Consider the following 20,453-nt stretch of genomic DNA (forward strand, 5'->3'; position numbering starts at 1 on the left):
GGTCCGGGTCGTGACACCCGGGCGTCCCTCTCCCCCATCAACATGCGAACGGTTCAGGCAGCCGAGAACCCAGGTGCTCCTGCCTCCCGGACTCCAGGGAGGGCAGGCGAGCGGCGGGGCTCCGCTTCGCCCGGGTGTTCCCCGCCCGTGACTACTTCAGGGGCTCGATGGCGAAGATGAGCGTCACCTTCGCCTGCACCGTCTGCTCCTCCGGCTGGATGGGCGTCGTGGCCGCGCGGCTGTCCGCAGCCATCTCCGCCATCGCCATGCGCGCCGGGTACAGCACCGGGGGCTCCGTCACCGTGTTCGCATCCAGCACCGCGCCCAGCTTCACGTTCAGCGCTGCCGCCAGCACCTCGGCCGACTTGCGAGCGCGCGACACGGCCTGCCGCAGCGCCTCGCCCTGCACCGCGTCCTGGCGGCTCAGCCCGAAGCGCACCTGGTCCACCCGGTTCGCTCCCGCGGCGAGCGCCTGGTCCAGCAGGCTGCCCACGCGCGACAACTCCGTCACGTGCACGCTGACCACGTTGCTCACGCGGTAGCCTCGCAGCTTCGGCTCCTGCTCGTTGGGCGCGGGCGGCGCGTACTCCGGATACACCGCGTAGTTGCGCGTCTGGATGTCACGCTTCGCGATTCCCGCGGACGTCAGCGCCGCAATCACCTTCTCCATCCGCTTCGCGTTCTGCTCGCCCGCCGCCTTCGCGTTCGGCGCCACCGTGTCCACCGCGAGGTCGATGAAGGCCTCATCCGGTTGGGCCTTCACTTCGCCCGTGCCCTCCACGCGAATCGTCCGCACCGAGGGGTCCACGGGCGGGCGCGGCTGGGGCACGGCGTCGGGCTGCGCGGAGGCCGAGAGACCGGTGAGCAGCAGCGCGGTGAGAAAAAGGGAGCGGACAGGTCGGGTGTACAGCATGGCGCCTCCTCGGGCGGTCCAGTGGTGGGGAGTCGTGTTGCGGCGTCCTCACCCCACAGGACGGCACGGCGCCGCGCGGCATTCACGGTGCCCGCGCATTTCCATGCGCACGACCCGGTGGAACCGCCGGCCCATGGCGCGTGTCCCACACATCCACTTGCGCATGCTCGCCATGGAGTGGAACTCCCGGCACGTGGTGCGTGTCTCACGCGCGCGCCACGAGCCGGTATTCCCAGGTCATGGCGCGTGCCTCGTCCTCCACATGTGCATGCCCGCGACACGAGGCGGCCCCTTCCACCCGTACGCGGGCGCGCCACGAGCTGGAACCGCCACCCCGTGGCGCGCGGCTCAGGCGTGGCTCACGGGCTCGCCGCGTCGCCGGCCGACTCGTACGTCGGGCGGGATTCCTGCTTCGGGCTCGGGCGGAAGCCCGCCACCTCGCGCACCTTCGTCGTGGCCTTGCGGCGTGCGGCGCGCAGCGCGTCCCGGCCGATGTCCATCACCGCCGACACCGCGCCCGCCACCAGGTTGGCCGGCGGCGTGTCCGGCGCCAGCGGGTGCGGCCGCGTGGGCGCCGCCTTCTTCGCCATCTCCAGCACGTCCGCCATCGTCCGCAATTCCTGCGGGCGGAAGGCCTTCTTCACCACCGGGAAGAGCTCGCTCTCCTCCACCAACACGTGCGCGCGCACGGTGTCCATCAACACGTGCACCTTCGCGTCGAAGCGCTCCGCCTCCGGCGGCATCGTGTCCAACTCCGCGAGCACCAGCTTCACCACGTGGTGCTCCTCCAGCGAGTTGAGCACGGTGCCTCCCAGCTCCTCCGCGCGCGCACGCACCGCCGGATAGAAGACCTGCTCCTCGATGGAGGCGTGCACGGACAGCTCGTGCACCATCTGGTCCACCAGCTTCCGCTTCAGCTTGTGGGCATTGGAGCCCGCCTTCTCGTACTTCCGGAAGAGCTGCTCCACCGTCTTGTGGTCCGCCTTCAGCAACGCGATGGCATCCATGGACACCTCCTTGAAGTCATGAGGCCACGCCTCCCCCTTCCCCGAGACAGGGCTCCTGGCGCAGCGCGGCACGTTCTCCATGGTGGGGATGACCGCTCCCGCATGCCGGGGTGGCGTGGGAATGGCCCGGTAATCCGCATGCACGGCAGGCAGCCGGGCGTCCGCGTGAGAGCGCCCACCGTCCCCCGGTGTCAGTCGCGTGCCCCTCCGGGCGGCGGCGGTGTCACGGCGGCACGTCGTGCTCCGCTCCGGCTTGCAGGGGCTGCGGGGTTTCCGGCCCGTTTCACGCCTCTTCAATGCGTTGCATCGCCCGGAAGCGAACGAACACCCTGTACCCCGGTGCAATCACCGCTCGCACGTTCGCTGCCCAATGTCCGGGCCACCCAGTGTCCGGGTGACGGCGTCCTGCCGGTGGCGAGCAAGGGGAAGGGGAAACACCGTGGTGAATGACACCCTGCGGGTGAGGGTCGCGGGCATTGCTCGCGAGGCCGAGGACATCCTGTCGTACGAGCTGGTCGCCGAGGACGGCGGCGCGCTGCCCTCCTTCGAGGCCGGTGCCCACGTGCAGGTGCGCGTGCCGGGCCCGGGCGACTTCGTGCGCTCGTACTCCCTCTGCAACGACCCGGACGAAACGCACCGCTACGTCATCGGCGTGCAGCGGGACGCCAGGGGCCGCGGTGGCTCGCGCGCCATGCACGAGCGCGTCCACGTGGGCGACGTGCTGGAGATTGGCGCGCCCACCAACAACTTCCCCCTGCTCTTCGCTCGCAGCTACGTGCTGGTGGCGGGCGGCATCGGTATCACCCCGATGCTCTCCATGGTGCGGATGCTCGAGCGCACCGGGGCGAACTATGTGCTGCACTACTGCGCGCGCACGCCCGAGCGCACCGCCTTCCGCGAGCTGCTCTCCGCCGCGCCCTTCGCCGAGCGCGTGCGCCTCTACTTCGACGGCGGAGACCCGTCGAAGGGCCTGGACGTGAAGACGCTGCTGGCCACGCGCGCGCCGGGGGCTCGGCTCTACTGCTGCGGCCCCTCGGGTTTGATGAAGGCCGTGCGCGACGCGGCCACGCACCACCGCTGGCCCTGGGAGAAGGTGCACTTCGAGTCGTTCACCGCCGAGGGCTCCGGTGCGGCCTCGGGCCAGGAGGACTCCGACTTCGAGGTGTCCATCCGCAGCACCGGCCAGGTGCTCAATGTGCCCGCCGGCCAGTCCGTGCTCAACGTGCTGCGCCGCAACGGCGTGCGCGTGCAGAGCGACTGCGAGGCCGGCTCGTGCGGCACCTGCCTCACCCGCGTCTGCGAGGGCCAGCCCGAGCACCGCGACACGTTCTTCCAGCAGGAGCCCGCGGGCGACAAGCGCATGCTCGTCTGCGTGTCTCGCGCGCGCTCCAAGCGGCTGGTGCTGGACCTGTAACCGCGTCCGCGCTCAGCCACCACTCGCGAGCCGACGTGCCTCCTGGAGGATGTGGTCCGTGCCCTCGGCGAGCGCCGGCGCGTCGAGGGACAGCTCCACGTCCGGCGGCAGGCCAACCTTCTCGTACACGTGGCCGTCCGGCGCGGTGTACAGCTCGTTCGACAGGCCGAAGGACCAGCCATTCGGAAGCTGCCGGCTGAGCACGTCCGAGTGCGCTCCGTCCGTGCGCTCTCCCACCACGGTGACGTGCGGGAGCGCGCTCATGGCCATGACGAAGATTTCCGCCGCGCTGGCCGTGAGGTTGCTCGTAAGCAGGTACACGGGCTTCGTGAAGCGACGGGCTCCCGCCGGGGCGAAGCGGAACTCGCGGGACGGCATGTAACGGTCTCCCACCCGGGCCTTCTTGGTGAAGGCCAACTGCTCCCGGTCCGTGAAGCGGCTCGCGATGGCCAGTGAGGCTGCGTCGTAGCCTCCGCCGTTGAAGCGCAGGTCGATGATGAGGGCTTCCTTGTCCCCCAGTGCCGCGAGCGCCTCGTCGATGGCGCGGCCCGCGACCTCCACGTCCGCGGCTTCGTCCGTCCCGTCGCCCGTGAAGCCGGCCATGCCCGCGAGGAAGATGTACCCGACGCGCGCGTCGAGCGACTGGTACGCCACGCGCTCCTTCGCCGTCAGCGTGACACCCGAGCCACTGAGGTAGTGGGCTCGCACGTACGCCTTCACCGCTTCGAGGTGCGTCGCGAGCCACGCGGGCCCTGGCTTGGGGATGAAGAAGCGCTCACCGGCTTCGAGGCTGACGTGGCCGTCCTTCAGTGGCTCCAGCAGCTCGGACAAGAGGGTGAAGAGCTCATCGTCCGTCGTGGTGGCGGTGACGCGCGGGCGGAAAATCTCGTAGCGGGACTGCCAGTCGACTCCGTAGAGGTCGAAGAGGGCGTACTGCTCCGCGAAGGTGTGCCAGAAGACCTCGAAGTTCACCTCGGGGTCCTTCTTCGGCGGCTTCGCCCGGGTGCAGACCTCGGGGAAGCCGGCGTGCAGCGCGGTGATGTGCAGCGTCTGCCCGTTCTCGATGACGAGGCGCTCTCCGTCCCGCGAGAAGCGCAGCCCGAGCCCGGGCGAAGTGCCGTCCTCCTCCACGTCATCGTCGGACAGGGGCAGGCAGCTCACGGTGGTGAGCTCGTAGAGCTCCACCTCGTCTCCGTCGAAGCGCAGGGTGTAGCCGTAGCCTTCCGTCACCCAGCTTCCCTCCAGCGCTCCTCCCAGCGGCGGACGGCTCTCGTCGTCATCTCCACATGCGGCTACCGCCAGGAACAACGCCAGTGACAGCCCCCTCGACAGTCGGCTCATCCGGTCCTCTTCAGGCGCAGGTTGCCGCCTGAACACCGGTGGCGCTCACAAGTGTTACTTCGTTGCGTAACGACTGCGTTACGCAGCCCGCCCGGAGGCCTCGCGGCGGACGCGGGCTACCTCGGCGCGGATGAGCTTGCGCAGGGCCTCGGGGTCGAAGGGCTTCTCCACGCGCGGGTTCTCCACCCGTTCCAGGAAGGTGCGCGCGGCCGACGTGAAGGCGCCTCCAGTGATGAAAATCACCCGCTCGGCGACGTGCGGGGCCTGACGCAGCAGCGCGTCGAACAGGTCCATGCCCGTCATCTCCGGCATCATCAGGTCGCAGAGCACCACGTCGTAGCGCAGCTCCGGCCCGGTCAACTGCGCCAGCGCCTGCTTCGCGCTCACCAGCACCTCGACGTCGTTCTCTCGCGAGAGCGTGCGGCGGATGGCTCCGCTCACCAGCGAGTCGTCGTCCACCACGAGCACGCGGCCTCGCTCGGGCACGGGGTTCTCTCCGAGAGCCGGAGTGCCGAGGCTGGAGATGGAATCCGGTGGCGCGTCCTTGCGCGGCTCTTGAGTGGGAGCCAACGCGTCTGGCTGCAGCGTGCTTGCCGCTCCATGGAGAGCTCTCGCGGCGGGAGACACGCCGTCCGTGGACCGTGCCGCCGTGGCTGCGGCATCCGTGCCCGGGTCCTGCACCGCGGGCATCGACCGCGATTCACGCGTGGAGGTCCAGCCCTGCGAGGCAGGCACCGACTGCGACTCGTGTGTCAAGCCTGGCTCCTGACGCCCCGGCGTCTGTGAGAACTCACGCGCGGCGCCCTGCGTGGCAGGCGTGGACTTCGACTCCATCGCGGTGCCTTGCTGCTGCGCAGTTGGCACCGACCTCGACTCCACCGCAGCGCCATGCACCTGCGCGGGCTGCATCGCCCCTGCCTCACGCGCGTCGCGAGACACCTGCACTGCTGACGGTGCTCCCGGTTCACGCGCTTCGCGCGACACCTGCACCGCCGGCATCGTCCCGGACTCCCTTGCGGCTCGCGGCGACTGCACCGCCGGCATCGTCCCGGACTCCCTTGCGGCTCGCGGCAACTGCACGGCCGGCATCGACCCGGACTCGCGCGCCGCTCTGGGCGCCTGCGCAACCACGGACTCGGGAGGCGCTCGCCGCAGCATCACGCGGAACACCGCGCCCTTGCCGGGCTCGCTCTCCACGGAGATGGTGCCGCCCATCGCCGACACGTACGCGTGGCACAGCGACAGCCCCAGCCCCGTGCCCACTCCCGGCGGCTTCGTCGTGTAGAACGGGTCGAAGATGCGCCCCAGCGCCTCCGGCGCGATGCCGATGCCCGTGTCGCGCACCTCCGCAATCACCATCCCGTTCGGCGCCAGCTTCGTGACGAGCCGGACCTCGTTCTCCTCCGCCTTCCCCTCCGGCAGCGCCTGCGCCGCGTTGATGAGCAGGTTCAGGAACACCTGCGCCAGCCGCGCCTCGTTGGCCTCCACCCTCGGCACGTCGCCGTAGTCCTTCACCAACCTCGCGCGCGGGCGCAGCTCGGCCATCGCAATCTTCACCGCCGAGTCCAGCACCGCGTGCAGCTCCACCGGGCCCTGCTTCTCGTCGTCCGGCCGCGAGAAGGTCTTCAAGTCCCGCACGATTCGCCGCACCCGGTCCGCGCCGTGCAACGCCTCGCGCAGCGACTGGCTCACCTCGCGCAACCTCGGGCCCGCGCCCCGCACCTCGCCCAGCTCGCGCGCGAGCGCATCCGCCTCTTCACTCGCGTGCTCCAGGTTCGACACGATGTACGCCAGCGGGTTGTTGATTTCGTGCCCCACCCCCGCCGCGAGCTGCCCCACCGCCGCCATCCTCCCCGCCTGCACGAGCTGCGCCTGCGTCTGCCGCAGCGTCCGCATGTGCGCTTCCAACTCCTCATTCGCCCGCGCCAGCGCCCGCGTCCGGTCCTGCACCCGCTCCGCCAGCCACCGCTCGCGCGCCTTCAACTGCCCCACGCGCAAGAGGTACACGCTCACGCCCACCAGCACCGTGCCCAGCACGCACAACAGCCAGAAGCCCGTGCGTTGCCACAGCCTCGGCTCCAGCACCACGTCCAGCACCACCGGCTCGGACCAGGCGCCGTCACGTCCCGCCGCCTGCACCTCGAAGCGGTAGCGCCCCGGACGCAGCCCCGTGTACGTGGCCATCCGCACTTCCGCGCTCACCCAGCCGTCGTCGTGCCCGCGCAGCCGGTAGCGGAAGGGCAGCCGCGCCGCGTCCACCGACGAGAAGGCCGTGAAGCGAATCTCCAGCCGAGAGCCTCCCGGCGGCAGCTCCACCCGCCCCTCCACCGGCACCGGCCTGCCCTGCACCCGCACCTCTTCAATCCGCACCTCGGGCGGGTGGCGGCTCGCGTGCACCCGCACCGGGTCCACCACAATCGCGCCGCTCAGGTTGGCGAACCACAGCCGCCCGTCCTTCGTCCTCCAGCCCGACGGCTGCGTGTTGCCGTTGCACTCCGCGCTGCGCATGCCGTCGCGCTGGTCGAAGTCCAGCGACGTCACCTTCGGGCGCTTCCCGTCCGCGACCTCCTCCAATTCGCGCCGCGACACGCGGGACACGCCCTTGTTGCTGCTCATCCACAGGTGCCCGTCCGCGTCCGGCACCAGGCTGAACACCGCGTCGTCGTACAGCCCCTGCTGCACGGTGAAGCGCGCCCACTCCTCGTCGCGCCAGCGCCCCAGCCCCGTCTCCGTCCCCACCCACAGCGTGCCGTCCTCGTCCGCCAGCAGCGAGAGGACCAGATCCCCGGGCAGCCCGTCCTTCTGCGTGTAGTGGCGGAAGCCCTTCTTCTCGCCCTCCCAGCGCAGCAGCCCCGTCTCCGTGCCGAACCACACCCGCCCCTGCGAGTCCTCGGTGATGACGATGGCCGGGTGCGTGAAGCCCTGCTTGGGGCCGTACGACGTCACGTCGCCCTCGTGGATGCGCAGCACCACCGACTGCGTCCCCACCCAGAGGTCGCCCCGCGAGTCCTGCAGGATGGCCGTCACCACCTCCTGCGGTCCGCCCTGCTCGCGCGGCAGCTTCGTGAAGCGCTTGCCGTCATACCGGTACAGCCCGCTCATGGTGCCCACCCAGAGCGTGCCGTCCGCGGCCTCGTGCACGGCGGGGATGACCTTCTCCGTCAGCCCCTCCTCCGCGCTCACGTGGTGGTAGAGGCCGTTCTCCAGGCGGTACAGGCCGGCGCCCACGGTGCCAATCCACAGGGTGCCGTGCCTGTCCTCCAGGACGGCGCTGACCACGCCCTCCATGTCCAGCCCTTCCGCCATGCCGTACGTGGAGAAGGGCCCGTCGCGCAGGCGGAACAGTCCCGAATACGTGCCCACCCACAGGTGCCCGTCCCGGTCCTCCAGGAGGGACAGCACCTCCGCCTCCACCAGGCCGGTGCCGGGCACGGGCGAGCTGAAGCCCTCCGCCGTGTGCCGCACCAGGCCGCCGCGCCGAGTGCCCACCCAGAGCGTGCCGTGCGTGTCCGTGTACAGCGACGTGATGAAGGTGGCCGGCAGCCCGTCGTCGGAGGTGTAGCGCTGGGCCACCGTCCCGTTCCACGAGACGAGCCCCGCCGTCGTCCCCACCCACAGCACGCCCGCCGAGTCACGGCCCAGCGCCGTCACCTCCGGCCGCGGCCGGGGCGCCGGAATGGCGAAGGTGCTGGCCTCCACCTCGCCGCCCACCATGCGCGCCAGCCCCTGCTTGGTGCCCACCCACAGCGTGCCGCCCTCGCCCTGCGTCAGCGCGGTGACATACGAGGCCGGCAGTCCCTGCTCCACCGTGTACTGGCGCGCCGCTCCGTCTCCCAGCGGCACCTGCCACAGGCCGACGGACGTGCCCACCCATAGCACGCCCTCGCCCACGAGGAGCTCCTCCACCTTCACGCCGTCCAGCGGCGCGGCGGCACCCGGAGCGCGCTCGAAGCGGCCGTCGTGGTACACGACGAGGCCCTGCTCGGTGCCCACCCACAGCGTGCCCGTCGGGTCCTCCGCGAGCGCCTTGATGGTGTGGTTGCGCAGCTCCGGCGTGTTGCGCTTGTCGAAGACGACGAAGCGCGCGCCGTCGAAGCGCACCAGGCCTTCCCACGTGCCGAGCCACACGTAGCCGTCGCGCGTCTGCGCCAGCGACAGCAGGCTGTTCTGCGGCAGCCCGTCGTCGCTGCGCCACGAGTCCTGGCTGAGCTGCGAGACGCGTCGCTCGGGGTCCAGGGCCATGCCCGGCGTCGCGAGGACCAGCCCCGCGAGGAAGAAGAAGCCGATGAGCCCACGCCACATGGCGTGGTGCCTGTACCCCGGAATGCCCATGAGGGCCCCAGTGTCCGGCAGAACCGGCCGGGAGACCAAACCGGGAGCTTCTCACCCAGGGTGTAACGTTGAGTGGTGCAGCCTTGGCGGCAGCGGCGGGGGACCCCACCTCCATCCCCGGTACAGCCTCCCACCGCCCCCGCCGCTGCCGCCTCGCCCGCCACCGCCCTCGGTGCCGGGACCTCCCCGGCACCTCCTGCCGCGCCAGGGGCCTCCCCGGCGCCCTTCTGGCCATGGCAATCGCGCGTCCTGGCACGAGACCCCGGTGGTGGTGGAGGTCTCGCCGCATCGCGCAGGGCTGAAGATGAGAGCCGTCCCCCTCTGACGCCACTGCGAGAAGGCGACACGAGGCATGTCCCCCGGTCGAACCACCCAGGCCACCCGGCGCCCGCCGACTCGCCTGGCTTCACGCGTAGGCAAAGAGGGACTCCACCGGGGAGGGCGGGAAGGTGAACACGCTCGCGCGCGCCGTCATCCGCCAGGAGGAGGTGTTCCCCGCCCATCACGTGGGCATGTCCGCGCCACCCGGCGGCGAGAGCCGGTCTATGCTGCCCGCCCCGAAAAGAGGGTGGATGGGCAACGGGACGTTGTTCTCGATGGACTCGGTGACACCCGAGTCCCGGTACCAGTGGCATCTCTGGGTGGCGGACCTGCTGGACGTGGCGACGGCCGCGCTGGTGGGCTGGGCCGCGCTGCGCTTCCTCGAGGTGGAGCGCACGCCGGGGGCCCTGCTGCTCGCGGTGGCGCTGGCGTGGCTCGTCGCATCCGCGGTGGGTGGGCTCACCGGGAGGACGCTGTGGCGTCAGGTGGCCGGCGTGCGGCTGGTGCGCGGCGAGGTGGCGCCGGGCCTCCCCCTGGGACTGGCGCGGGCCGTCACCACGCCGCCGGAGCTGCTGCTGCTGGTGGTGCTCTCCCGTCGCCCGCTGGACGCGAGGCTGGGCGTGCACGCCGAGCCGGTGGCTCCGGGCGCGGGCCCGAGGCTGAAGGGCGTGGCGATGCAGCTCCCATGGCTGGGAGTGCTGGCCGGCGCCGTGTGGCTGCTCATCACGCCGACGAAGGCGGAGACGCTGAAGTACCTGGGGAAGACGTTGACGGGCTGGCACTGCTGCCACGGCTCGCGCGAGTCGACGTGGGAGTGCCGGCGCTCGTTGGACCGGGTGGTGCGCGGCGCGCGCGGCGGAGACGCGGAGCTGAAGACACTCGCGGCCGACTGCCCCGTGGCCCTGGACCGGCTGAACGAGTGAGCGGCGCGGCCCGGAAGCCCCGGGCCGGCCGTTGCATCGCGAAGAGCCCGGCTACTTCAGCGGCAGGATGACTTCGCCTTCGTTGCAATAGATGCCCACGTTGGCGGAGCCCACGTCGTAGGCCGTGTTCAGCTTGAACCGGCTCTCGTTGACGTACTTCTCCTCGTTGGCCTCCACCCTGCCGAGCCACGCGGCATAGCGCCCGTTCTTCACCACCGTGCACTCGGTCCAGGGCGTGACGCCCAGGTTGCGGACGTTGATGCCGGGCTTCGCGATGCGCGCCACGCCCGTCTGCGGCGACACATCGGCGGACAGGGTCTCCTTCCTGGGCTTCGTGGGCGCCTCGGGGACAGACTCCTCGGTGGCGCCCTCCGTGTCTCGCTCCCCGGGCGCGCTGGCCTTTGCGTCGGGCACGGCCACGAAGAGGGTGCTGGTGGACGCGAGGGCGTCGTCGTCCAGCTCGAGGAACGTCTTCTTGAGCTTGCGCATGCCCCGGCCGCCTGATTGCACGCGCGCCATGCCCACCACCGGCCGCTGGCCGTTCTTCGCCGGCCCCACGACCATCACTTCCGCGCCATCGAAGAGCCCCACGGCCCAGCCCCGCTCCACGAAGTAGCGCCCGCTCTCCTCACGCAACTCGAGCACCGTCGAGGGAGACACGTAGCGGACCTTCGGCGCGGGGGCCGGAGTCTGCGCCGGGGCGGTGGCGGTGGTGGAGCCCTTCTTCTTCCCGGGCGCCTTCGCCGTCGCCGTGGACGTCGAGGGCTTGTCCGGCGTCGCGGGCTCCACGGGCTCCGTCCTGCCAGGTGTCTCGCTGCCGGCGGCGCTCGCCGAGGACGGCACGGCTTCCGCCTCCGGAGTCCCCTGCCCCACGGCCGCCACCGTTCCCGTGGACGGAGTCCCTGTCGCGGACGCAGGGTCCTGCGTTCCCGTCGCGGACGCGGTCCCCGTGGCTGGAGCCTTCGTGCCCGTAGAGGTCCCCGTCGCGGGCGCCGTGCCCGTGCTTCCGGCCGCCTCGGGCCCCTTCTCGGGCGTGCCCGACTCCTTCGCCGGAGGCTGCGCCACGGCCACCGGCGCCGGAGCCACCGGCTGGCGGACGAACAGCGCGGTGATGGCGGCGGTGGCAATCACCAGCAGCACGGCGATGGCGGCGTAGAGCCCCATCGGCCGCTTGCGGGCCGCGTGCTCCTCCAGCGACGCCTGCGCGGCGCCGTCATCATCCACCACCACCGAGGGCACCGGGCGCGACGGCTTGCGCACGGCCTGGGGCGGGCTCCCGCTGTCCACGCGCACGAGCGCCATGCCGGTGCCGGGCGACTGGCGCAGCGAGGTGGCGCCGTTGTCCACGTCATCGCCATCCGCGTAGACGGCGTCCGGCCGGGCCACGCCTCCCGGGTGGCGCGTGGGCGGCTGGCTGTCGCCCGTGGCGCGCAACATCGTGGGCTCGGAGCCGGAGACGCCCGGCTCCAACGCCTGCGGACCGGTGCCGTACATGCCCGTCCCCGTGCCCGGCGCGGGCGTCGGAGTGGGCGTCGGCGTCCGGTGGTGTCCGGAGGACGAGCTCACCTTGGAGACGAGCTTTCGCTGCGCGGCGAAGGCCTCCGGGCACAGCGCGCGGACGAAGTGGCCCACCTCCTCCGCGCCCACCGCCGCGCCCGTGCGGACCAATTCGCCGTTGAGCGCGCGGGCCCACTCATCCGAGCGCGAGTAGCGCGCGTCCGGCTTCGCCTCCAGCGCGCGCCGCACCACGGCCTCCAGCGCGGCGTCCACCTCCGGCCGCACCTCGTGCAGCGAGGGCACCACCGGCTGGGACATGGCCGCCATCATCTCCCCCACCGTCCCATGGGGAATCAGCGAGCGGCCGGCGAGCATCTCCCACACCACGACGCCGGACGAATAGATGTCGCTGCGGTGGTCCAGTGGCTCCGCGCGCACCTGCTCCGGGGACATGTACCCCAGCTTCCCCATCACCGTGGACGGCAGCGTGTACTTGCTGCGCGCCGCGGACTTGGCGAGGCCGAAGTCGATGACCTTCACCTCGCCCTCGTACGACACCATGACGTTGTGCGGGGACACGTCGCGGTGGACGATGCCCAGCGGCGTGCCGTCAGTCCCCACCTTGCGGTGTGCGTAGCCCAGGCCCTCCGCCATGCGCTGGCCGATGAAGAGCGCCACCGGCACCGGCACCGCCACGCCCTGCGCCCGCGCCTGCTCCAGCAGGTACGCCAGATCCACGCCGGCCACGTACTCCAGCGCCATGAAGTAGGTGCCGTCCGCCTCGCCCATGTCGTACACCTGGGCAATCGACGAGTGGACGAGGTGCACCAGCACCTTGGCCTCGTGGTGGAAGCGGTCCAGGAACTGCCGGTCCTTCAGCAGCGCTGGAAGAATCGTCTTGACGATGCACGGCTTCTCGAAGCCGGCCGCGCCGCTGATTTTCGCCAGGAAGACCTCGCCCATGCCGCCCTGGCCCAGGGGGTGGACGAGCTCATAGCGCCCGAGGAAACGGGGGGACTCTGTAGGTGCGGTGCTCATGGCCTCTCCCGGCAGCGAAGCACCCGGCCCCGGACGAATCAAGCAGGCGTGGGACTTCCACTGGATGGACACCTCCAACGTGTTGAACGGAAACCCCGTTCCCCGGGGAGGGTGTCAGACCCATTCGGCATGACTGTCCGTGAAAACGCCAGTACGCCCCCGGCTCCGGTGCGTTGAGAGGTTCCACGAGTCAGTCCGAGGCCACCCGTCGGTCAGGGTGGGCGGACGGCACACGGGACCGTAGAGCCCGGTCCGGGGGGCGTCAGGGTCCGGAGCAGCGGTTCCGACCCCCAACACACGGGATGTGAACCTCCACACCTCCCGTTGCCCCCGCCTCCCGCAACCATTGCGGAGGCGAGAGGGGATGCACTCCCTGGAGGCATGCGCGCTCGATGGGCGGGAGTCATTCCGCTCCAGGGAGGCGTGTGGGTGTCTCACCCTCGGATGGCGGTGATGGAAGGAGCGGTTCAATGAAGCGCTGGGGACTCATCGGGCTCGTGGCATTCACGGCATGCGCTCCGGAGAACGCGTCGTACAGGGACGCCCAGGGCGGGGTATGCCCCAATGTCTCGGTGGGCGCGCTGGAAGAAGCCCCTCCGAGCAGGACTGCCCTTCCGGGCGGCCCCGACAGCGAGGGCCGCTCGCCCTACATCGTCCGCTTCCGGGAGGGCGGTGTGTCCGCCGCCGCCACGGTGCACCAGTTCGGCGGCCGGGTGACGGCCACCTACCGCAGCGTGCCCGCCGTGGCCGCGCGCCTGACGGAGAAGGAGCGGGACTCGCTGGCGCGGGACTCGCGCGTGGAGAGCATCGAGGAGGATCAGGTCTGGCACTCGCTGGGACTGGCGACGGCGCCGGCGCTGGCCTTCGCGTCCGCGGCGGTGACGGGCAACGTGCAGGGCGAGTACACCGCGAGCCTGAAGCAGGTGCAGGCGGACCAGGTGTGGGACGCGAACGGAGACGGCCAGCCGGACGCGGACCGCCCCACGGGCCGGGGCGTGCGGGTGTGCGTCATCGACAGCGGACTGGACCTGGCGCACCCGGAGCTGCGGGACGCGGTGGTGGCGAAGGGCGACTTCGTGGATGGGGATGACGAGCCCTGGGACGGCACCACCAACGACTGGGGCACCGGCCATGGCACGCACGTGGCGGGCATCATCGCCGCGCGGGCGGGCCGGGGCGCCGTGGGCAAGCCGGAGCTGAAGTCGGGCGGCCTCATCGGCGTGGCGCCGGAGGCGGAGCTCATCATCGCCCGCGTGCTGGACCTCAACGGCAGCACGCAGATGAGCGTCGTGCTGTACGCGCTGGAGTACTGCTCGCGCCAAGGCGCGAAGGTGGCCTCGCTGTCGCTGGGCGGCGGCTACGCCTCGCTCACCACGATGCAGGCCTTCAAGGCCGCGCACGACAGCGGGATGCTGGTGGTGGCGGCGTCCGGCAACGACGGCGGCAGGGTGGTGTCCTATCCGGCGTCGGACCCGTCCGTACTGGCGGTGGGCGCGGTGGACGACAACGGCCGGCGGGCCCGGTTCTCCGCCGGTGGAGATGAACTGGCGCTGGTGGCGCCGGGCGTGGAGGTCCTCTCCACCTTCCCCACCGGACACGGCGCCCTGGCCACGGTGGAGCCCGAGGGACGCACCACGACGGTGCTGGCGCGCGCGCTGCTGTACGCGCCCTGGGGGCAGGAGAACCTGGCGCTGGTGGACTGCGGCGGGGCCGAGACGATGGACTCGTGCGCGGCCCGGGACTGCAACGGCTTCATCGCCTTCGTGCGCCCCGGCTACGTCCCCGTGGAGCGGGCCATGGTCAACGTGATGATGCAGGGCGCGAAGGCCGTCGTCTTCGTCAACGAGGACGTGGAGCGCGGCGCGGACATCCTCGCGCTGCCCCGGCACCGCCGGTGGGTGCCGGCGGTCTCCGTCACCCAGGCGGGCGGCACCGTGCTGGACTGGAGATTCGGCACCCCGGTGCGCATCAACGTGGAGCAGGCGGACTACGCGTACATGTCCGGCACGTCCATGGCCGTGCCGCACGTGAGCGGCATCGCCGCGCTGCTCTTCAGCGCGCGCCCGTCCGCCACGCCGGACCAGGTGAGGAAGGCCCTGGAGGACAGCGCGCAGAAGCCCCCCGCCTCGGACTACGACAAGGCCTACTACGGCAAGGGACTGGTGCAGGCGAAGATGGCGCTGGACGAAATCTCCAAGCTCCCGTGAAGCAGCTCGCCTGAGGGCGCCTTCACCCGGCGGGGGCGCCCCGCCCGCCTTCCCGTCCCGTCCCGCGGGGTGGGAAGGACAGGCACCGCGAAATTGCCGCGGCTTCCCGCGCGAACCACGTTGCCTTTCGGACGAAGAAAGGAGTCCGAGCGATGAAGGCATTCGTGCTGAGCGGGTTGTGCGCGGCGGCGCTATGGGGAGGCGCGGCGCGAGCCCAGGAAGATTACCGCCCCAGCCCTCCCCCGAACATGGAGACGGTGGAGGTGGACACCCGGACGAACCGGGCTGACACCGGCCTCTACGCCCTCGTAGGCGGAGGCGCGGAGGGCTACGCGGGGCAGCTGGCACCGAACATCAACCCGGGCCTCACCTACGGCGCCACGGTGGGCTACCGGCCCCTGGGCTTCCTCGGCTTCGAGGTGGGCTACAGCGGCGGCATCAATGACGTGGACTTCAACCGGCCCGGGGGCGGCGGCATCTCCGACGGCCCGGACATCGTCCGCAACGGCGGCCAGGCCCTCGTCGTGGGCAACATGACGGACACGCGGCTGCAGCCGTACGTGGCGAGCGGCATCGGCATCGACGACTACAACGTCCGCGACGACGTGCGGGGCCGGGCGCTCGGCTTCGAGGACGACACCAGCGGCTACGTTCCGGCCGCGCTCGGCCTGCGCTACCAGGTGGGCAAGCTCATCACCGCCGACGCGCGGGTGAGCTACAACTTCCTCTTCGACCAGGACTTCGCCCCCAGCACGTTGGACCCGGGCGCCGGGGACGGCCGCTACATGGGCATGCTGTCACTGGGAGGCACCTACTGAGCGCCCGCGCACCGGGCACCCGGACGCGACGAGCCTCCGGATGCCCGCGCCTGCTTCTGCTTCGCGGGGGCGGTACACCGGGGAGGGCCGGGCGGGAGGACACCGGCCCTCCCGCTTCGCCTGGGTGCTTCGGAATGGAACGGCTGCTCAGGCCGGGCGGTCAATCTGCAGCCGCGCCGCGGCCCACGTGCCCTGGAGCCACTTGGGGAGCTGGCCCTCAATCTTCCGAGCCTCCGCCTCGAGAATCTGCGTGTGCAGCGCGGCGAAGACGCCGTGGAGGACGCGCCGCACGTTCTCCGGCTCGGCGTTCAGGTGGTTGGCCACCATGAGGTAGAAGTCGTCGCGGTCCAGGCGGGCCGGCTCGTCGCCCCGGTGCCGGTGGCAGGCGACCATGAGCTCCCGCACGTCCGGCGAGAGCTGCTCGCGGAACTGCTGCACCAGGCCGCCGGACAGCCGCTCGGACAACGCACAGAACACGGCCTCCACGGCGCGCTCCGCCTCGTACTCCGGAATCTGCGCGGACACCTTGTCCAGGAAGGACTTCCGGTCCGTCCCCACGCCCAGCCCCGACCAGGACTGGGTTTGATCCTGCTTCTGCATCGACATGCGCGTCTCCTCTCCTGTCCTGGTCTTCACCGTGGGGGCGCCTCCAGCGGCTGGCAGCAGGCAGCGGGGCATCGTCCCGGCCGCATGCTCCGCGCGAGCGGCCCCGCACTCCAAGTGCTGCGGGCAGGCACACGGGCCTTGTCGGAAATGGGACGCGTGTGTCCATTCCCGGGACATCTCGCGGCGTGTCATGTCTGTCTTTGATTGCAGCGATGAAAGCGGCTGATTCACCGATACAGCGCGTGCTCGCCGGGGGGACACAGTGTCCGGAAGCGGTCGGAATTCCTTGAGAATTCAAAAAATCCCGCGCCACGAAGGTGGCACAAAATCAGTGGAATGAATTCCCTACGCAATTGTATGGGGGCCGCGCCGTAGGTCGCCTGTACCGCGGCCGAGCCGCCTTCTCGTTCCCCCACGAAGTGAGGATTCATTCATGTATCGGATTGCCGTTGCCGCCCTCGTCCTTGCCGCTACCGGTTGTGCCACCACGGGAGGCGGCGGCAGCTCGGGTAACGCCACCGTCGCGGGCGTGGTGCGCCTGCCGCAGAGCGGCATGAACGCGGATGGCGCCTGCGACCAGCTGCACGTGGTGGTGTCGCCGTCGGCCACGCCGGCGAACTCGCTGGGCCGGGCCATGCTGAAGCCCAGCCGTGGCGGCCGCTGCTCGTACACGGTGTCTGGCGTGCCCAGCGACACGGACCTGCAGGTGGGCCTGGCCGCCGACGCGGGCCTGAAGTGCGAGAACGGCGCCACGCCGACGATTACGCCGGAGCCGTCCACGGTGAAGGTGAAGGATTACGGCACCGCGAACCGCGACTTCACGCTGAGCTGCGGCGCCTGATGACCGCTCGCGTCCCCTTTGGGGGGAGGGGGACGCGGGGATTGATTCGCGAGGAAGGGGACGCGAAGCTGCCGGGCTCGTGAGTCCAGCGGTGGCGAGTGGTACCGGGCCGCCATGGACGTGAAGAAGGACGACCCGGTGATGACCCCGTATCGCTTGCGCGCCGCCGCGCTCGCCCTGGCCCTGGGCGGGCTGGGGCTGGCCTGTGATTCCGAGGAGGCGTTTCCCAACCTCGACGAGCTGGACCAACTCCGCAGCCTGCACACGCAGGCGCACACTCCGCCGAAGGACGGCACCAACCGCGTGGACGGCGTGGAGCGGGCGGAGACGCTGGGGAACCTCCTCTTCCACGACGAGAAACTGTCACGCTGCGGGACGGTGTCGTGCCAGAGCTGCCACGGCGGCGAGGGCCGCACGGTGGACACGCCGACGGCCGAGGGCTGCGGTGGCCAGCGCACGCTGCGCAACCCGCCCACGGTGCTGAACGCGGCCTACAACCGCTGGTTCATGTGGGACGGGCGCGCGGACCGGCTGTGGAACCAGGCCGTGCTGCCGCTGACGAACCCGGTGGAGATGGACTCGGACGCGACGGTGGTGGCCGCGCGGCTCTCCGCGCCCGAGTACCGGAACGAATACCGGGCCCTCTTCGGGAAGTTCCCGGAGGAAGAAGCGGGCGCGACGCTGATGGCCAACGTGGGCAAGGTGCTGGCGGCCTACGAGCGGACGCTGGTGCGCATCGACGCGCCCTTCGACGAGGACGTGAAGCGCTTCATCGCGGCGGCGGAGGCAGGGAAGGCGGAGGACGACCCGGCGTACCTCGGGCTGAAGACCTTCGTGCGCAAGGGCCAGTGCGCGGTGTGCCACAAGGGCCCGGCGCTGACGGATGACCTGTTCCACAACATCGGCCTGAAGGACTCGGGCTCGGGCGCGGGTGGACAGTGGGCGGCGCTGGAGAACCTGCTGGACTGGGAGTTCAACGCCGCGAGCCCCTACAGCGACGCGCCCACGGGCACGGACGCGGGGCGGTTGAAGACGCTGCGGACGCAGGCGGACAAGGTGGAGATGGAGGGAGCGTTCCGCACGCCGTCGCTTCGCAACGTGGCGCTGACGGCGCCGTACATGCACACCGGCGAGCAGGCCACCCTGGAGAAGGTCATCGACTTCTACAACGAGGGCGGAGACCCGGCCGGCTCCTTCACGGGCCGCAGGACGGACACCATCGTGAAGCTGGACCTGTCGGACGAGGAGAAGCAGGCGCTGCTGGCGCTGCTGAGGTCCATGACGGGCGTGGCGCGCTGACGAAGGCGCCGGGGCTCCCGTCCCGCTTCGTGGGAGGGAGCCCCGCGGTGCCATGCCTCGCTAGCGCACGAGGTGGAAGGCCGTCTGGCGCTGCCAGGCCCAGTGCACCTTCCCTTGCGCGTCGATGGTGATGTCCTCCTCCTGCGCGGAGCGGACGCGCTGGCCGTTCCACTCGGGCACGGGGCTGGTGGCCTGGAGCTCGATGGAGAACCACTGGTTGGCGATGACCTTGTGGTCGCCGTTGCCGGGCACGCCCTCCTGCCTGTCCCACAGTCCGACGAAGGGCCCCGCGCCGTGGCCGTGCAGGCCGATGGGGTGCGAGTAGACGGTGCCGTCGAGGCCCTCGGCCTTCATGCGCTCGCGCGCGGCGCGGAGGATTTCGTTGCCCGCGCGGCCGGGGCGCAGCTCCTCGAAGACGATGTCCTGGAGGCGGTTGGACGCCTTGAGCGCGGCCTTGAGGCCTTCCGGGACGTCCTTCTCGCCCTCGCGCAGCACGTAGCCCATGTGCTGCGTGTCCGTGTTCAGCCGGAGCGCGGTGACGCCGAAGTCGCAGTGGAGCACGTCGCCGCGCTGGATGACGGGGTCATCGCCGAGCTGCTCCTCGGTGACGCCCTGGCGCTGCACGTCCACGGACGGGTGGAACCACGTGTCCAGGCCGAGGTCCGCGAGCCGCTGGCGCATCCACCACTCCACGTCGCCCGTGCGGGTGACGCCGGGGGTGATGACGTCGTTGGAGAAGGCGCGCTCGATGATGTTCCAGGCGAGCTTCGTCTGGTCCTCGTAGAAGCGGACCTCGTCGGGCGAGCGCCAGGCGATGAGGTCCACGGCGAGGCCTTCGGCGGGCTTGAGGCGCTTCACCCAATCCGGGCCGAGGGCCTCGGCCATGCCTTCGTATTCGCCGTGGGTGAGGCCGTCGGCGAAAGCGAAGGTGCGGGAGACGTTGATGCCGATGACCTTCGGGTTGCGCTCCTGGAGGACCTGCTTGAGGACCTGCCACTGCTCGGGGCCCCAGAGCTCGGCCTCACGGCTGACGCCGCCGCCGTCCACCTGGCGCTGCGCGCGGCGCGGAGTGAAGACACCACCCTGCGAGCCGCCGCCGAGGGCGAGCCGCTCCACGCCCTTCTCCGGACCGCGGTCGAGGAAGACGAAGATGGTGCGGCGGCGGGCGGCGAAGGTGGTGGGCGCGGACAGCGCGGTGAAGACGGGGTCCTCGTTGTACTCGCGCATGGGGACGACCCACATCTCGATGCCGTACTGACGCATGAGCTGCGGGAGGGCCTTCTCCATGCGCTCGTTGAGCCAGGCCTGCTGGCGCTGGGCCTGCTCGCGCAGGGTGCCAAAGGGGCGCTCGGGCACGGGAGCGCGGGTGGCGGTGACGGCCAGCGGCTCACCCGGAGTGACGGCGGGCGCGGTGGCACAGGCGGAGGAGACGAGCAGCGGTGCGACGAGCAGGTTCCGGAGGCGCATGGGCGCGCAGTCTGTCACGTGCAGGCGCGGTGTGCCGCGCTTCGTGCGTCACGGCGCGCCCGCACACGCGGAGTCATCCGCGCCGCACACCGCGCTCACCCGGGCTTCGTCGGGCGCCTGCAGACAGTCGCTCGCCAACGCCGCTTCCAGCTCGTCGGTGCGGACGCGCATGCACTGCACGCAGCCCGTCTTCGCACCCGAGACACCGCCGTTCAGCTCCGGTTCAACCCCCGCGTACGCCGCACGGATTTCCTCCACGCATTGCGCGTGCGGTACCGAGCTCCCGTCACAACGCTCCGCGTACGTGCACATCGCCGCGGCCGTGCGCTCTGCCCATTCGGTGTAACTGATTTGCGGTTCATCTGAACCACCACAGCCCACGAGCAGCGCCCCCATCACCCAGAGTGCCTTCATGCCCCCGCATCTCAC

At 71.0% G+C, this 20,453-nt stretch carries 14 protein-coding genes; 6 read left to right on the forward strand and 8 right to left on the reverse strand.

All coding sequences use genetic code 11. The annotated features are described in order from the left end of the window. Positions 1–151: 151 nt before the first annotated feature. Both ACVTJA_RS50945 and ACVTJA_RS50950 read right to left on the reverse strand, forming a co-directional pair. Complete coding sequence (locus tag ACVTJA_RS50945; RefSeq protein WP_465831990.1) at positions 152–913, reverse strand: SIMPL domain-containing protein; 762 nt, start codon at positions 911–913, stop codon at positions 152–154. Positions 914–1,272: 359 nt separating this feature from the next. Then, entirely contained in the window at positions 1,273–1,920 is a 648-nt protein-coding gene (locus tag ACVTJA_RS50950) for a hemerythrin domain-containing protein (RefSeq protein WP_465831992.1), read from the reverse strand. A 439-nt stretch (positions 1,921–2,359) separates the two neighbouring features. Between ACVTJA_RS50950 and ACVTJA_RS50955 the strand changes: the two genes are divergently transcribed. Next, entirely contained in the window at positions 2,360–3,334 is a 975-nt protein-coding gene (locus tag ACVTJA_RS50955; RefSeq protein WP_465831994.1) for a PDR/VanB family oxidoreductase, read from the forward strand. Positions 3,335–3,346: 12 nt separating this feature from the next. Here the strand turns inward: ACVTJA_RS50955 and ACVTJA_RS50960 are convergent, their stop codons facing one another. Next, complete coding sequence (locus ACVTJA_RS50960; RefSeq protein WP_465831995.1) at positions 3,347–4,675, reverse strand: S41 family peptidase; 1,329 nt, start codon at positions 4,673–4,675, stop codon at positions 3,347–3,349. 78 nt (positions 4,676–4,753) lie between these two features. Then, positions 4,754–9,007: a two-component regulator propeller domain-containing protein gene (locus ACVTJA_RS50965; protein ID WP_465831996.1), complete on the reverse strand. Its 4,254-nt coding sequence runs from the start codon at positions 9,005–9,007 to the stop codon at positions 4,754–4,756. A 449-nt stretch (positions 9,008–9,456) separates the two neighbouring features. Here ACVTJA_RS50965 and ACVTJA_RS50970 point away from each other — a divergent pair, with 449 nt between their 5' ends. Next, positions 9,457–10,251, forward strand: coding sequence for a hypothetical protein (locus ACVTJA_RS50970; RefSeq protein ID WP_465831998.1), 795 nt, complete (start codon positions 9,457–9,459; stop codon positions 10,249–10,251). A gap of 51 nt (positions 10,252–10,302) precedes the next feature. On the opposite strand, the gene ACVTJA_RS50975 is transcribed toward ACVTJA_RS50970, so the two are convergent. Continuing rightward, positions 10,303–12,786, reverse strand: coding sequence for a serine/threonine protein kinase (locus tag ACVTJA_RS50975; RefSeq protein ID WP_465832000.1), 2,484 nt, complete (start codon positions 12,784–12,786; stop codon positions 10,303–10,305). Positions 12,787–13,256: 470 nt separating this feature from the next. On the opposite strand from ACVTJA_RS50975, the gene ACVTJA_RS50980 reads away from it, so the two are divergent. Next, positions 13,257–14,993 carry a S8 family serine peptidase gene (locus tag ACVTJA_RS50980; RefSeq protein WP_465832002.1) on the forward strand — a complete coding sequence of 579 codons (1,737 nt, stop codon included), beginning with the start codon at positions 13,257–13,259 and terminating at the stop codon, positions 14,991–14,993. 152 nt (positions 14,994–15,145) lie between these two features. Next, a complete protein-coding gene (locus ACVTJA_RS50985; protein WP_465832003.1) occupies positions 15,146–15,811 on the forward strand; it encodes a hypothetical protein in 666 nt (221 codons plus the stop codon). A gap of 147 nt (positions 15,812–15,958) precedes the next feature. Here the strand turns inward: ACVTJA_RS50985 and ACVTJA_RS50990 are convergent, their stop codons facing one another. After that, complete coding sequence (locus tag ACVTJA_RS50990) at positions 15,959–16,417, reverse strand: DUF2267 domain-containing protein (RefSeq protein WP_465832004.1); 459 nt, start codon at positions 16,415–16,417, stop codon at positions 15,959–15,961. A 433-nt stretch (positions 16,418–16,850) separates the two neighbouring features. On the opposite strand from ACVTJA_RS50990, the gene ACVTJA_RS50995 reads away from it, so the two are divergent. Next, the gene (locus tag ACVTJA_RS50995; RefSeq protein WP_465832005.1) at positions 16,851–17,258 is read left to right on the forward strand and encodes a hypothetical protein; all 408 of its coding nucleotides are present in this window, start codon (positions 16,851–16,853) and stop codon (positions 17,256–17,258) included. A 141-nt stretch (positions 17,259–17,399) separates the two neighbouring features. Continuing rightward, positions 17,400–18,557 carry a cytochrome-c peroxidase gene (locus ACVTJA_RS51000; protein ID WP_465840722.1) on the forward strand — a complete coding sequence of 386 codons (1,158 nt, stop codon included), beginning with the start codon at positions 17,400–17,402 and terminating at the stop codon, positions 18,555–18,557. 60 nt (positions 18,558–18,617) lie between these two features. On the opposite strand, the gene ACVTJA_RS51005 is transcribed toward ACVTJA_RS51000, so the two are convergent. Next, the gene (locus tag ACVTJA_RS51005) at positions 18,618–20,024 is read right to left on the reverse strand and encodes a M24 family metallopeptidase (RefSeq protein ID WP_465832006.1); all 1,407 of its coding nucleotides are present in this window, start codon (positions 20,022–20,024) and stop codon (positions 18,618–18,620) included. 48 nt (positions 20,025–20,072) lie between these two features. Continuing rightward, positions 20,073–20,438, reverse strand: a complete 366-nt coding sequence (locus ACVTJA_RS51010) for a hypothetical protein (RefSeq protein ID WP_465832007.1) — start codon at positions 20,436–20,438, stop codon at positions 20,073–20,075. Positions 20,439–20,453: the final 15 nt, after the last annotated feature.

It is taken from the genome of Pyxidicoccus sp. M6 (genome assembly GCF_055568925.1).